Raw genomic sequence first — 13,304 nt, 5'->3', positions numbered from 1 at the left:
CTTTATCTGACCTGACCACTGCCCTGCACTTGATATTTAAAGGTAGTGAGTTGCTCTACCCCCACTGGTCCACGCGCATGTAATTTCCCCGTGGCGATGCCGATTTCTGCTCCCATACCAAATTCTCCACCATCAGCAAATTGTGTTGAGGCGTTATGTATCACAATCGCACTATCCACTTTTTGCAAAAATTGCTGCGCCGCTTGTTCATTAGCCGTGATAATCGCATCAGTATGTTGCGTTCCATGCTCAGCAATATGCGCAATCGCCTGAGACAAATCCTTAACAATCTTCACCGCTAAAATCGGCGCCAGAAATTCAGTATCATAATCATTCGCTTTTGCCAGTTTAACTCTGGAATCGAACTCTACCACTTGCTGGTCTCCGCGAATTTCACAACCTGCCGCGAATAAATCTTGCAAGATGCCTGATAAATGTGAAGCCACAATCGCCTGATCGATCAACAACACCTCAGTAGCCCCGCAAATGCCAGTGCGGCGTAATTTAGCATTAAACACAATTTTACGCGCCATCGCTAAATCGGCCTCTTGATGTACATAAGTGTGACAAATTCCCGCGAGATGTTTAAACAAAGGAATACGCGTTTCAGCCATAATACTGGCAATTAATTGCGGGCCACCGCGTGGAATAATGACATCGATATATTTATCCATTGATAACAGCGCTTTCACTGCCGCACGATCACGGGTAGTTATCATTTGTACTGCTGAAAGTGGCAATTGGGCTGCCTGCAATCCTTGCTGTAATGCCCGCAAAATTGCAGTAGCAGAATGAAAGCTTTCACTCCCGCAACGCAAAATCACCGCATTACCGGATTTAAGGCATAGGCCAGCCGCATCAGCAGTGACATTAGGTCTTGATTCGTAAATGACCCCAATCACACCGATAGGCACTCGCACACGGCGAATATGCAAACCATTAGGACGTTCAATAGTTGCCAATACAGTTCCCACAGGATCGGGTAAGGTAGCAATCGCTTCCAATGAAGCGGCCATGGCTTCAATGCGTTCGGCATTTAATAATAAGCGATCAAGAAATGCTGGAGAAATATCCGCTTGCTCTGCTCTATGCCTATCTTCCGCATTTGCCGCAAGGATCAAGTCTTGCTGCTGACGAATAGCGGCAGCCATACTGTATAACGCTTGATTTTTCTGTTCTGTACTGGCATTGGCCACACGATATGCCGCTTCACGGGCGGCTTGGCAGAGATGCAATATGGTTTGAGAAATATCATGATTTTCAGTCATATTTTGCCTTTAATAGGGTGCTTAATTATTAGTTGTCGCTGGCGCGAAATTCAAAAGTCTGTCATTCCCGCGCAGGCGGGAACCCATTCTTCCATGGCTTTTCATGATTCATCAGCATGAAGTATCGAATCTGCCAAAAAATATAAAAAATTCAATGGATGGATAGGTTCCCGCCTGCGCGGGAATGACATTATTTTTATGTTTCGCGCCAGCGATTAATTAAGCTTTTCATGCAACACTAAATCATCGCGATGCACTACCGCCTCGCAACCCGGATAGCCTAAAATATCAGCAAATTCACTGCTTTTATGGCCAATTAACTTTCGCACTTCGCGCGCAGGATAATTAACCAAGCCTCTACCGATTTCTTGTTGGCCACTGTTTAATATACACACGCAATCGCCTTTTTGAAACTCCCCAGTCAAACTCACCATCCCCGCCGCCAATAAGCTTTTACCTTGCCGCAAAGCTGCTTCTGCCCCATCATCGATGCTTAAAGCGCCCAAGGGCTTGAGGTGTTGAGCAATCCAATTTTTTCGGGCGCTAATGGGCGTCGTTTTGGGGATAAACCAGGTATTGCGGCCTACTTTGTCAATTTGCATGATAGGATTTTGAGGCTTGCCCAGTGCAATCACCATTTTACAACCTGAAGCTAAAGCAATCTTGGCCGCGGCAAGCTTAGTAATCATGCCACCTGAACCATATATTGACCCCGAGTTACCCGCCATTGCCAGAATTTCTGACGTTAACTCTTTAACCTCAGGTATAAACTTAGCCTGTGGATTTTGCCGAGGATCAGCCGTATATAAACCATCAATATCCGAAAGTAGTATCAAGACATCGGCGCTTACCATTTGCGAGACCCGTGCCGCCAAGCGATCATTATCGCCATAACGGATTTCAGCTGTGGCGACAGTATCATTCTCATTGATGACCGGAATGATGCGCGAAGTTAATAAACTTTCCAAAGTATTTTTAGCGTTGAGGTAACGCCGACGGTTTTCGCTGTCATCTAGCGTTAACAGCACTTGTGCCACAATGATTTGATTTTTAGCCAAAGCTTCTTGATAAGCATGGGCTAATTGAATCTGCCCAATCGCAGCAGCGGCTTGTTTTTGTTCTAACTGTAATTGTGGATTGGTATTTTTTAAAAACTTGCGACCTAAAGCCACAGCGCCAGAAGAAACCAAGATCACCTCCTTGCCTTCCTGCCAACATTTGACTACATCAGCAATCAAACTATTAAACCATGCCTGTTGGATTGTGCCTGTGTCATTATCTACCAGTAAAGCAGAACCCACCTTAATGACAATGCGCTTTGCCGTGGCTAGTTGTTGGGACATTTGGGCTCTCCTTTAGTATTGCGCTTATCGGTCGTCTTTTGTTGGCTTGAAAAACGTCCATAGTGCTTATAATGAATTAGTGCTAACCCCATTATAACCAGCATCATGCCAAAAACAGTGGTCAATGACAAAACATGTTTAAACATCAAATAATCCATTACCGCAGTCACTGGCGGCACGCAATACAAATAGCTGGTCACATTGGCAGCTTTTCCCCGCTTGAGTAAATGATAAAACAAATAAATTGCAGCAATAGAAATCACTAATGCGACCCACAACAGTGACACGATAAAACCAGGTCTCCAATCAACATGTCTGTTGCCAAATGCAGCATATATCAAGGTAACCAAAATGGAACTTGCAAGATATTGGATAAATAAATTTGCGGTTAATGAGATGGAGGAACAATATTTTTTTTGCCAAATGGTACTTAGGGTGATCGCACCCAACGAAAGCAAAGCATTTATAATCCCCCATACGCTAGTTACTCCAGTCATAACGGTATTAATGACAGTTAATGCTAATCCAATAAAACCCAGCAATATCCCAACCATTTGCAAAGGACGCATCGCTTCTCGCATGACAAGTAACGTCAACAAAGGTTGCATACCTAAAATAATAGCTAATATGCCTGGAGAAATACCTTCATATAATGCGACAAAGAAAAATACTGAATAAAGCCCTTGAGTCATCCCAGTTAGGCTCATCCAGCTGAGCTGTTGAAAAGATTTGGGAAATTCTGGCCGAGTAAAAAATAAAATCAATCCAACAACTGACCAAGCAAGCCATAATCTCAAGGATAGAAAGATAAATGGATCGCTGTACTTAAGACCATTTTCAACAAAAATAGCACCACTACTCCACAGCACGATGAAAATACTTGGGATTAGCATGGTTAAATCCTCACATAGTTAATTTTAGATGATAAGTTCCACTGCATCCTTCGCCTACGGGAAGGAATGATATGGATAACAGTGGAAAGGTTACTTATGATTTATCACTGGTGTATAAAGCTAAGATCAGGAGGAGGACTTGGAGGGTTAGTATTAACCAAATGAGCTTGAATTGTCGATTGCAGAGAATGCATTTGGAAAGATAAAGAAATTGGAAAATTAAACATAGGCATTACCTATTGATAGAGCTAAGAGCTATAAAAAGGAATTTATCACGATATATTGCCGTTAGCAATTACAAAAAGCCTCACTCTAGGCCAGCCACACCCTACCATCTTTTCTCAACAACTCATCAGCTGCCTTTGGCCCCCAGGTTCCAGCTGCATAAGTATAAAGCGGCGCCGGATTTGAACCTGCCCAATTATCTAAAATCGGCTGCACCAAAGCCCAACTGGTTTCAACCATATCTGCTGTTTGGAAGGAAGTATGATCGCCATTCATGGAATCGTACAAAAGCACCTCATAGCCAGTTTGCGTATTCATGCCAAAATAGTCACAATATTTAAAATTCATATCTACCTGGCTTACTTGCAAACTGATCCCCGGGATTTTTGCTGCAATACGCAAGGAAATACCTTCTTGGGGCTGAATATTGATTCGCAATAAATTTGGACAAACATTTTGAATTTCTTTACCAAATAATGTGGTTGAGGGAGATTTAAATTTAATCACAATCTTTGAAGTACGTTCTTGCAAGCGTTTGCCGGTACGCAAATAAAAAGGCACATGCAACCAACGTAAATTATCAATAAACAGTTTCATTGCCACATAAGTTTCAGTGGTAGATTGCGGTGAAACATCCTGCTCAGAAAGATAGCCCGGTACCTCTTTACCGTCCATAATACCTGTAACATATTGACCCCGCACCGTGCGCTCAAGGACTTGTTCAACACTCATCATTTGTATAGAACGCAGCAACTTGATTTTTTCATCGCGGATGGGGTCTGAGGATAAAGAAAGCGGCGGCTCCATCGCCAGCAAACTTAATATTTGAAACAAATGATTAGGCACCATATCGCGTAAAGCACCCGCATCCTCATAAAAACGCCCTCTTGATTCCACCCCTAACGCTTCTGCTACAGTGATTTCCACATGATCGATATAGTGATGATTCCAGACCGAATCAAATATGCTGTTTAAAAACCGAAAGGTCATCAGATTTTGTACTGTTTCTTTACCCAGATAATGATCGATACGATAAATTTGCTGTTCATTCAACACGGTGAGTAATTGTTGATTTAATTTTTTGGCTGATGCCAAATCATGGCCAAAAGGTTTTTCTACAATGATTCTTTTAAAAGTATTCTCTGCTTCTTTAAGCAATCCAGATTGGTGCAATCCAATCGTAATATCCGTAACAGCATCTGGCGGCACTGCCAAATAAAATAAATAGTTTTTGCTGGATTGCGAAGAAGCCAATGCTTCCAACTGTTTTTTTAAATCAGAAAATAGATTAGCATCCGTTATATCACCTCGAACATAACTTATGCGATTGACTAAGGTTTGACCGAACTTGATAGCCTCTGGATTTTTTACAAAATCTTTAAGGTTTTTTTGCATTTCAGCATGGAGAGATTCCGTGTTGAAGGGTTTTCTACCGATACCGACTATACTAAAAGCTTCATCCAGCAACCCATGACTACCCAAATTGCAAATAGCTGGAATTAATAAACGTTTCGCTAAGTCACCCGTAATTCCAAAAATCACCAATACACAAGGCGTTGCCGGTTTTAAAACAGTCGGTGATTCGTTTCCGACGGGCTTAGAACAACCATCCATTAAATCCATATAAAGCTCCCGATTTGATTAGTTAAAACAATAATAAACCAATCTGTTCAAGATTTCACGCAACTTGCCAGGCAACTTACGTCACAGTTATAATTTAATAATTAATTTACTACGGAGAGTCAAATCATGCCTAAAGAATCATCCACCCTAAAGAAAAAACCCCTCACAGCAAAAAAGAAAACCGTTGCTACGAAAGTTAAAAGAAAAAAAGTATCCGCTATTCCTAAGGGATATCACAGCATCACCCCCTATCTAGCTATCGATAATAATGCAGCTGACGCAATTAACTTTTACAAAAAAGTCTTTGGCGCAAAAGAAATTAAGAAAATGGAATTTTCTGACGGCAAAATTGCACATGCTGAACTTAAAATTGGCGATGCTAAAATTATGTTGGCCGATGAGTGCCTAGGAATGGATTTCCGTGGTCCGCAAAATTATGGTGGCTCTCCCGTTCGCATACATCTTTATATTAAAGATGTTGATACTGTAGCGAAAGCTGCTGTAAAACATGGCGCAAAAATACAAAAACCGGTTGAAGATATGTTCTATGGTGATCGCAGCTGTGCTATTTTAGACCCATATGGTCACAAATGGTTTATTTCCACCCATATTGAAGATGTTACACCTGCGAAAATGCGCAAGCGGGCGGCAGAATTATTTAATAAATAAATTGGCTGTCATCCTGACTGGCAACTCTAGTCTACTGCCACCCACTCCTCTCCCTAGCCTAGTATAATTTTGAATATTAGGTCACAAAAATGTTCGTACTGTGTACCTTCCAGCATAGGTGATAAAATAACACTTATTCACAAGATTTTCCCGGGAGAAATCATGCAAGCTATCGAATACTTGATAAAGCGCTTTATAACGGAAGACGTCAAGCATCTTTTTATGGTACCGGGAGGTCATGTTGACCCTATGCTCGTTGCCTTTGAAGCTTGTCCCGAATTCCAGGCTATTGTTGCCGGACATGAAAGTGGGGCAACTTATATGGCCGATGGCTATGCAAAAGTCAGCGGGAAATTTGGCATTGCTGCTGGCATTGGTGGCCCTGGTCTTACCAATATGATGACTGGTATCACCACTGCCTATAGCGATCATACACCGATATTCGTTATCACCGGCGAACCCCCAACCTATATGGAAGGACGCGGCGCCTTTCAAGATACCAGCGACGGCTCCTATAACAGCAATATTTTTTTAACTCCCGTAACCAACAAACACTTGGCAGTCACTGAGTTAGCTCAACTGGAACCACAAATTGATTCATTATTTCATAATATGTTAGGAACTAACCCCGGCCCTGTGCAACTGGATTTTCCTAAAGACCTACAACCAAAAGACGTGGACATAACAACGCTACGCAAATTACCTGATAGCCTATACCACCCACGTATCCTCGACCAAAATACCTGCGACAAAACCTGGGACTTTTTACGCGGAGCAAGCAAAATTGCGATTCTGGCGGGCATGGGCAGTTTATTTTCTGAAGCCACTGACGAATTGATACGCTTCGCTGAAACCTACGAAATACCCGTTGCTACAACTTTAGGGGGTAAAGGCGTATTTCCCGAGAATCATAGATTATCCCTAGGCGTATTAGGCTGGTTTGGCAATCCTTACGCTATGGAAACTTTACACGGCGATGAGATTGAAGTACTTATCGTCCTTGGTTCCCGACTTAATCAGACCTCAACAGTCAAATGGTCTCCAACGCTCAAACCCAAAAAAGCCCTGGTTCTAAATGATATTGAAGCCAATGCTTATTATGCGAACTATCAGCCAGATCATTTTGTTTTGGGAGATAGTCAAACATTTTTACGCGCCTTAAACACCGCTCAACAACAACAAATTCTATTAGAAACTGTGACAGAACGTAAAAAATGGTTAGAACAAATTCGCAAATCCGGCCCTAATTTTTATAATATTGAGCATTTTTCTAGCGATCTGATTCCCATTCATCCTGCGCGGGTTATTAAAGAATTACGGCAAGTGATGCCTGAAAATACCATTTTATTTTCAGGCGAGGGCGCAAGTGGCTTTATCGCCTCTCACTATTGGACAACCTACGGTCCCAGACAACATTTTAGCCAGGTAAAATATATGAGCCCTATGGGTTGGTCAATCGCCGCTGCCATCGGCGGTAAAGTAGCTAAACCCAATGTCCCGGTAGTCGCTATTATTGGTGACGGCAGCATGTTAATGCATGGCTTAGAAATTCAAACCGCCGCGCGTTATGGCTTAGCCGTTATTTTTATAGTATTCAATAATGGCGCCCATGGAAATCCCCAGTTACGTGCCCGACAAGTAGGCCAATTTCAAGCCGACTTTCTAAAGCTACCTGTTCATGATTGGGCGAAAATCGCAGAAGGATTGGGTGTTATCGGCATATCAGTGACCAAGCCTGAACAACTTAACGCCGCATTTACCCAAGCCTTAGCTTTGAATAAAGCCGTATTAATCGATGTGCAAACCGGCAATTACGATAATGCTGAGCAAAGGTCACCATTTTAGCAGATCAACTTTTCGTATCATCCCGCTCCCCTTGTGGGAGCGCTCTTTTTCTCCGATAAGCCTGCTTCTATCAGGTATAAATGTCTTTTTTCCCTCCAAGAAACCTCTCAATATCAAATGACGTCACCTTTCTTACTTCATCTCCCCTTTCATGTCCTCGCTCTATTTGTTGCAAGGCAAATAGTGAACTAAGGGACATTTTTATTTTGATACGACGGACACATATTTAGCAGTTGAATGCAAATAATGAAATTTATACAATTATATTTAATATAAAACACTAGATTTAGCAAGTCCCATGAAATCAACTGATCCTATTTATGATAAGTATCGTAGAAGTGCACCTGTTGTAAAGTCTATGGAGGAAAGATGTAACTATTTAGCTTATTTTTGTAGCCAATATGCAAGAAGATACAACGCTCCATCAATGGAGGGCTACGCTGACTGTATAATTATTTGTGCTTATAAAGAAATAGAGCATTATCAAGAAGTGGAAAGGTTTAAAAAAGATTTGACCGCATGGAGATTGCCACCTCCTATCATTAGAAAAAATGCATGCTACCGCGCTTTTGATGATAATTCCCAAGAACCTGTAGAAGAAGAAAAAATCTCGAATACTTATTCAACAATTAGTTGTAGATATTCTTAAAATCTTAAGCAAACCAACAAGCGCATCAATACTATCGAAATATTTTTTAAAGCTCCATCAGGCAACTCCTGACTAAAACCCCCTCGCCGCAACCGATTACAACAACAAACAATCAATTTTCTATAGAAAACATTTCAAAATACATGTTGGAATAGCACTCCTATGCTGCAGGTTAACGCTGTTAATAAAGGGTTAACTGTCTCGCCCACTCCCCTGATTCTCACCAGGAGCAGAGGAGGACTACAGCCTCTAGAAGTAACTAGATTTTATTTATGCAAAGCATCATATTCCACAAACGCTTCAGCAACCAGCGTCGAAGCCGTAATCACATTAGGTACTCCGATGTATAAAGTCATTAATACCAACAATTCCTTTATTTGATCTTTAGTCATTCCTACATTCAATAAACAAATCGTATGTGCTTTAATTTCTTTAGGCACCGTACAAGAAGTAATCAAAGTAGCAAAAACGGCAATTTCTTTTTCTTTATCTGTCAAAAGTGGCGTTTTATTTTTCCAAATATCATTCAATCCGAATGAAACAACTACATCAGCCAGCGCAGGTGAGAACTCGTACAACTTATCCAGAATTTCAATATGCTTGGGATCATATTTACTCATAAAATAAGCGATGCCTTTCTTGTAGCCTTCAGTGTTTTTGTAATCTGGTTGACTCATGGCTTTACTCCTTTCAGTGATAATTATTTTAACAGCTCTACAGTCAATTCATTGGCAGCAATAACCGTCGCTACTCTTTGCAAGGTTTTTAATGTGGCTTCATGCGCTTCAAGCGAACCAGCACCACAGGCATCACCCGGAATAAATACTTTATAATCACGATCATGAGCTTCACGTGCGGTCGTTTGCACAGCCATATCAGTTGAAACTCCAGTAATGATAACATTCTGAATTGCATTAGCGCGCAAAAAAGCTTCTAAAGCTGTTGAATAAAAGGCATTCACTCTCGGCTTGACTATGACTAAATCTGTAGGCTGATACGCCAATTTTTCATGGAATTCAGTGCCCCAGGTATTTAACTGCAATACTTGCAGTTCTTTCGCCCGCCCAAATACCGGTGAATGTGCCGGACATTCCAAATACCCCGCACTAAACCCTACCTTCACTAACACAATGGGTATTTGTTGTTCTCGTGCAAAACGTATTACCTGGTTAGCCTGGTCTATGACCTTATGCTTATCGACAAACTCTGCAGTAGCAGTAAATTTGCCTTTAAGATCGACGATATCGTTGATAAAATCTATAACAATTAATGCGGTTTTTTTCATAGTTTCTCCCGTTTAAAACATTAGAAATCGTTAGATATATTAATATTTTATATTGAAAATTATCGAAAAAAAAGCAATAATATCTTACCTAATGTAACTAATTCTAACATCATGGTCACTCGACTCCCTCCCTTAAATGCACTGCGCACCTTTGAAGTCATCGCCAGACATTTAAGCATCACTAAAGCCGCCCATGAACTGCATGTTACCCACGCTGCCGTTAGCCAGCAACTAAAGCAACTGGAAAATTATTTGGAAATTTCATTAGTCGAACGCCACGGCAAACGCATCAGTTTAACCGATATCGGGAAAACTTATGCTACTGCCCTAAATTTGGCCTTTGCTAATATTCAACAAGCAACGGAAAACCTATTCAATAAAAATGATAATGTTTTGACAGTCAGCATTCCCACCACGCTTACTTTGCGCTGGTTTATATCCCGCTTACATAGCTTTCAAAGTCTACATCCCGATATTGAAATCCGCATGTCCACATCAGAGTTAGGCGTGGATTTGATGCGCGGCACCATTGATTTAGCGATTCATTATGGGAATGAAAACGATTGGCCGGAGCTCCATAAAGATTTCTTGCTACACGATTATCTTTTTCCAGTGTGCAGTTCCCGCTTATTGGATGGCAGTAAAAAAATTGATTTACATAAAGATATCCAGCGCTACAAATTGATTTATGTAAGCGCCGAATTACGCAGCGAAGATTGGTCATCATGGCTTAAAGCCGCGAAAATTCCCGAACCACCCAAATCTGCTTGTTTGTATTTTCAGACGACCATGCAAGCCTTACAGGCAGCTCAATCTGGGCTTGGGCTGGCCATTGCTCATGAGCTGCTGGTCAGTGACGATTTACAGTCTCAACAATTGATTGCACCTTTTTCACTTAAAGTAAAGACAGCTAAAAATTATTATTTGGTGTGTCCTGAACGCACTTTGCGCAAAAAGAAAGTTAAGGTTTTTCGTAAATGGTTATTGAATGAATTTAAAAACTTACAAACTAGTTAAGTAACAACTATTTTATCAAATTCTTTAAAGCAGTTTCACAGACTCCCAGTCCTTTCCATTCACATCCCTCACAAGCTGAATGAAACTTTGAAACACTCATACGATCGGTAATCCGTTTTTTAGCCTGCCGCCAAGAAATCACTTGCCCCACTACTAATCCTAAAATTTTCTGATGCACAGCATCCAGCTTTTCAATTTTAGCTTGAGAGTTACAAAGATCATTTTTAGTTTGATGAGGACAAGCCTGGCAGATATTATCCAGGTGAGAAACAACTTCAATTAAAGTATCTGGGTCACTGTTTAGCTGAGAAACGATGGTAGCATAATTATCTACAAATACCTTGGAATAACCTTTTCCTTGAAACCCCAAGGTACACATAAAATGATGCGGCCTGAATTTAATCATTGCTGCCTGGGTTTTAGGAATTTTAAGCAAATGGTTAACAAAACAATTTTTATCAATCCAGGCAATATGAAAGGAATCAAGCCCACCTGAACAGCATGATTTAAATTCATAAATGGTAATAACCCTAGGATTCCAAACAGAAAAACAACGCAAGTTCCTATGCAACAATTGCCAAACATTGACCATAAATTGCGAGAATTTTTTTGCTTTGCAGCAATAGTGCTCATGACCAAAATAGCAAATAAAAAACCAACTAAATACCCTGCCGTCGGACCAATAAATACCGCTAAACCCCCAGAAAAATCTGCAAAAACCGGCACCCCAATAGCACCCAAAGCTAAATAGCTTAAAACCGCTTGAACAGCTATTTTCCGCGGAAAAGTAATGCCCACCAGCATGACACCCACAGTTTGCAGGGTAATTGGCACCGGCTGCAATGGAATTGAAACCTGCGAACATAAAAACAGTAAAAAAGCCCCCCACAAACTATAAAGCCACGGGCTGTCTTGAATTTTAATCAGCGGTTGACTGATAGATTTTCGCAAAACATTCAACATAATTTATTTCCTAAATAGTGGTTGATCCGGCGAGAATAAAAGTAACACTGGCTATTGTCAATCTACCCAAAGCTGCAACTGATCCTCTGTAGATGATAAAAACTTAAGCTAGCACTCATTTGTAAATTTTTATCCTCTACAGCCCCCGATTACCGTCAATGGATAACCTCAGGTGTAGCCGTATTGAACAAGAGATTTCTAATCGTTTTAGGCGTCAGCACATATTTCTTCTTTTTTAACCCTGACACCACCGACTGTATACGTTGATTGATATCGGTTACATTACGACACTCAGACAAACTATCTTCATAATCCTCAACCGCCTGCCGGTAGGCACTCATAATGTCAGGCGTTTTATAATCCATACGTACGCTTTCAATTATGACATCAGGCGGGTGCACATCGCTAACACTGACCACGCTGATAGCCGGCATATGCATATCATCAATAGTACAAACGCATGGCACAAAACGACCCATAAGCTCTTTCTGCATTGAACTTCTCCTTTTTGTTTATTTATTTCCATATGCAGTAAGTATAACAAAATTTATATTTAATAAGGAAATCTTTACTTTTACCCATTTAATCTGTATTTCGCGGCAACCCGCCAATTAATTGCGGCCACCCTTGCGTTTCACCCGCTATCACCACGGCTTTATCCCAATCAACCTGCGCCTGCTTATTGCTCACCCTCTGACTGATGACCGCTTTAATCGCATCCACATCGCTTTTACCTTGTTCTATGCTCTCATCCAACGCTGCATGTGATTCAATATATAACTGGTTTTCCGACCAGCCCACCTTATAAGGCTGATTAACCATATAAACCGGGGTGCCATTTTTCACCTGGTGATATAACGTTTCAATGTCCTCAGGATAAAGGCGCATACACCCAGAACTGCTACGTCGGCCAATGCCGCCCAAAGGATCGTTGGTTCCATGTATTAAATAGGTGGGGCTAGATAGGCGCATGGCAAATTTACCTAAAGGATTATCAGGGCCTGGTGGCACACTTTTTGGCAAAATGATCCCCTCTTGGGCACGTAGTTTTCGCATGGTTTGCGTTGCCGTCCAGGTGGGATTGGGGATATGTTCTATGACTTTCATAACACCCACCGGCGTATCCTCCCCTTCTCTGCCAATTCCTAAAGGATGGGTAATGACACTGCCGGCTCCTGGATAAAAATAAAGACGCATTTCGGCTAAATTGATGACCACGCCTTTTCGAGGGGCATTAGGCAGAATAAATTGATTAGGAATTACCAGAACTGTCCCTGTTGGAATATGATCGGGATCGACTTCAGGATTGGCTTCCTGCAATTCGGTATAACCCAAATCATGGTCTCTGGCAATTTGCGCAAAGCTATCACCCGATTTAACCACAGCGACTTCCAACTGCCCTACCACATCACCCTCTGCCGGCAAAGGAAAAGTTCTAGCCTGTACCTGCACGCAACAAGCGAACAGGATTAAAAAAAAGCTGTAGGGGAATAAAAATCCATAAATAGTTTTCATGTCTCACTC

General features: G+C 41.4%; 14 protein-coding genes. 4 read left to right on the top strand and 10 right to left on the bottom strand.

Features of this window, described 5'->3' with window-relative positions:
* Nucleotides 1-2: 2 nt before the first annotated feature.
* From VHE99_06970 to zwf, 4 genes are all read right to left on the bottom strand, one after another.
* Entirely contained in the window at nucleotides 3-1,268 is a 1,266-nt protein-coding gene (locus tag VHE99_06970; GenBank protein HVV68755.1) for a glutamate-5-semialdehyde dehydrogenase, read from the bottom strand.
* 215 nt (nucleotides 1,269-1,483) lie between these two features.
* Nucleotides 1,484-2,611 carry a glutamate 5-kinase gene (gene proB, locus VHE99_06965; protein ID HVV68754.1) on the bottom strand — a complete coding sequence of 376 codons (1,128 nt, stop codon included), beginning with the start codon at nucleotides 2,609-2,611 and terminating at the stop codon, nucleotides 1,484-1,486.
* The gene (locus VHE99_06960) at nucleotides 2,596-3,504 is read right to left on the bottom strand and encodes a DMT family transporter (GenBank protein ID HVV68753.1); all 909 of its coding nucleotides are present in this window, start codon (nucleotides 3,502-3,504) and stop codon (nucleotides 2,596-2,598) included. The genes proB and VHE99_06960 overlap by 16 nt, the downstream gene beginning before the upstream one ends.
* Nucleotides 3,505-3,816: 312 nt before the next feature.
* Entirely contained in the window at nucleotides 3,817-5,352 is a 1,536-nt protein-coding gene (zwf, locus tag VHE99_06955; protein ID HVV68752.1) for a glucose-6-phosphate dehydrogenase, read from the bottom strand.
* 126 nt (nucleotides 5,353-5,478) lie between these two features.
* Between zwf and VHE99_06950 the strand changes: the two genes are divergently transcribed.
* The 3 genes from VHE99_06950 (at nucleotide 5,479) to VHE99_06940 (ending at nucleotide 8,515) form a co-directional block, all read left to right on the top strand.
* Entirely contained in the window at nucleotides 5,479-6,021 is a 543-nt protein-coding gene (locus VHE99_06950) for a VOC family protein (protein ID HVV68751.1), read from the top strand.
* Between the two features lie 162 nt (nucleotides 6,022-6,183).
* Nucleotides 6,184-7,866 carry a thiamine pyrophosphate-binding protein gene (locus VHE99_06945; protein HVV68750.1) on the top strand — a complete coding sequence of 561 codons (1,683 nt, stop codon included), beginning with the start codon at nucleotides 6,184-6,186 and terminating at the stop codon, nucleotides 7,864-7,866.
* Nucleotides 7,867-8,164: 298 nt separating this feature from the next.
* Entirely contained in the window at nucleotides 8,165-8,515 is a 351-nt protein-coding gene (locus VHE99_06940) for a hypothetical protein (protein ID HVV68749.1), read from the top strand.
* Nucleotides 8,516-8,781: 266 nt separating this feature from the next.
* Here VHE99_06940 and VHE99_06935 read toward each other — a convergent pair whose 3' ends face one another.
* The gene (locus VHE99_06935) at nucleotides 8,782-9,192 is read right to left on the bottom strand and encodes a carboxymuconolactone decarboxylase family protein (protein ID HVV68748.1); all 411 of its coding nucleotides are present in this window, start codon (nucleotides 9,190-9,192) and stop codon (nucleotides 8,782-8,784) included.
* Nucleotides 9,193-9,215: 23 nt separating this feature from the next.
* Nucleotides 9,216-9,800, bottom strand: coding sequence for an isochorismatase family cysteine hydrolase (locus VHE99_06930; protein ID HVV68747.1), 585 nt, complete (start codon nucleotides 9,798-9,800; stop codon nucleotides 9,216-9,218).
* Nucleotides 9,801-9,911: 111 nt separating this feature from the next.
* On the opposite strand from VHE99_06930, the gene gcvA reads away from it, so the two are divergent.
* Nucleotides 9,912-10,817 carry a transcriptional regulator GcvA gene (gene gcvA / locus VHE99_06925; protein HVV68746.1) on the top strand — a complete coding sequence of 302 codons (906 nt, stop codon included), beginning with the start codon at nucleotides 9,912-9,914 and terminating at the stop codon, nucleotides 10,815-10,817.
* A gap of 7 nt (nucleotides 10,818-10,824) precedes the next feature.
* On the opposite strand, the gene VHE99_06920 is transcribed toward gcvA, so the two are convergent.
* From VHE99_06920 to VHE99_06905, 4 genes are all read right to left on the bottom strand, one after another.
* Nucleotides 10,825-11,223 carry a DUF1284 domain-containing protein gene (locus VHE99_06920; GenBank protein HVV68745.1) on the bottom strand — a complete coding sequence of 133 codons (399 nt, stop codon included), beginning with the start codon at nucleotides 11,221-11,223 and terminating at the stop codon, nucleotides 10,825-10,827.
* The gene (locus tag VHE99_06915) at nucleotides 11,220-11,780 is read right to left on the bottom strand and encodes a biotin transporter BioY (protein ID HVV68744.1); all 561 of its coding nucleotides are present in this window, start codon (nucleotides 11,778-11,780) and stop codon (nucleotides 11,220-11,222) included. The genes VHE99_06920 and VHE99_06915 overlap by 4 nt, the downstream gene beginning before the upstream one ends.
* 155 nt (nucleotides 11,781-11,935) lie before the next feature.
* Nucleotides 11,936-12,274 (bottom strand): hypothetical protein, encoded by a 339-nt coding sequence (locus VHE99_06910; GenBank protein HVV68743.1) that lies wholly within the window; start codon nucleotides 12,272-12,274, stop codon nucleotides 11,936-11,938.
* A gap of 88 nt (nucleotides 12,275-12,362) precedes the next feature.
* Nucleotides 12,363-13,295 (bottom strand): L,D-transpeptidase family protein, encoded by a 933-nt coding sequence (locus VHE99_06905; GenBank protein ID HVV68742.1) that lies wholly within the window; start codon nucleotides 13,293-13,295, stop codon nucleotides 12,363-12,365.
* Between the last annotated feature and the right edge of the window lie 9 nt (nucleotides 13,296-13,304).

It is taken from the genome of Gammaproteobacteria bacterium (genome assembly GCA_035546635.1).
GTDB lineage: Bacteria > Pseudomonadota > Gammaproteobacteria > JAURND01 > JAURND01 > DASZWJ01.
Note: the sequence above shows the minus strand (reverse complement) of the source record. Positions and strands in the feature narration are given on the sequence as shown.

What these genes read in the sequence shown, in the direction of transcription:
- VHE99_06915 (HVV68744.1), bottom strand. Translation starts at nt 11,780, where the DNA reads ATGTTGAATGTTTTGCGAAAATCTATCAGTCAACCGCTGATTAAAATT.
- VHE99_06970 (HVV68755.1), bottom strand. Translation starts at nt 1,268, where the DNA reads ATGACTGAAAATCATGATATTTCTCAAACCATATTGCATCTCTGCCAA.
- VHE99_06940 (HVV68749.1), top strand. Translation starts at nt 8,165, where the DNA reads ATGAAATCAACTGATCCTATTTATGATAAGTATCGTAGAAGTGCACCT.
- zwf (HVV68752.1), bottom strand. Translation starts at nt 5,352, where the DNA reads ATGGATTTAATGGATGGTTGTTCTAAGCCCGTCGGAAACGAATCACCG.
- VHE99_06905 (HVV68742.1), bottom strand. Translation starts at nt 13,295, where the DNA reads ATGAAAACTATTTATGGATTTTTATTCCCCTACAGCTTTTTTTTAATC.
- VHE99_06945 (HVV68750.1), top strand. Translation starts at nt 6,184, where the DNA reads ATGCAAGCTATCGAATACTTGATAAAGCGCTTTATAACGGAAGACGTC.
- VHE99_06910 (HVV68743.1), bottom strand. Translation starts at nt 12,274, where the DNA reads ATGCAGAAAGAGCTTATGGGTCGTTTTGTGCCATGCGTTTGTACTATT.
- gcvA (HVV68746.1), top strand. Translation starts at nt 9,912, where the DNA reads ATGGTCACTCGACTCCCTCCCTTAAATGCACTGCGCACCTTTGAAGTC.
- VHE99_06960 (HVV68753.1), bottom strand. Translation starts at nt 3,504, where the DNA reads ATGCTAATCCCAAGTATTTTCATCGTGCTGTGGAGTAGTGGTGCTATT.
- proB (HVV68754.1), bottom strand. Translation starts at nt 2,611, where the DNA reads ATGTCCCAACAACTAGCCACGGCAAAGCGCATTGTCATTAAGGTGGGT.
- VHE99_06920 (HVV68745.1), bottom strand. Translation starts at nt 11,223, where the DNA reads ATGATTAAATTCAGGCCGCATCATTTTATGTGTACCTTGGGGTTTCAA.
- VHE99_06935 (HVV68748.1), bottom strand. Translation starts at nt 9,192, where the DNA reads ATGAGTCAACCAGATTACAAAAACACTGAAGGCTACAAGAAAGGCATC.
- VHE99_06950 (HVV68751.1), top strand. Translation starts at nt 5,479, where the DNA reads ATGCCTAAAGAATCATCCACCCTAAAGAAAAAACCCCTCACAGCAAAA.
- VHE99_06930 (HVV68747.1), bottom strand. Translation starts at nt 9,800, where the DNA reads ATGAAAAAAACCGCATTAATTGTTATAGATTTTATCAACGATATCGTC.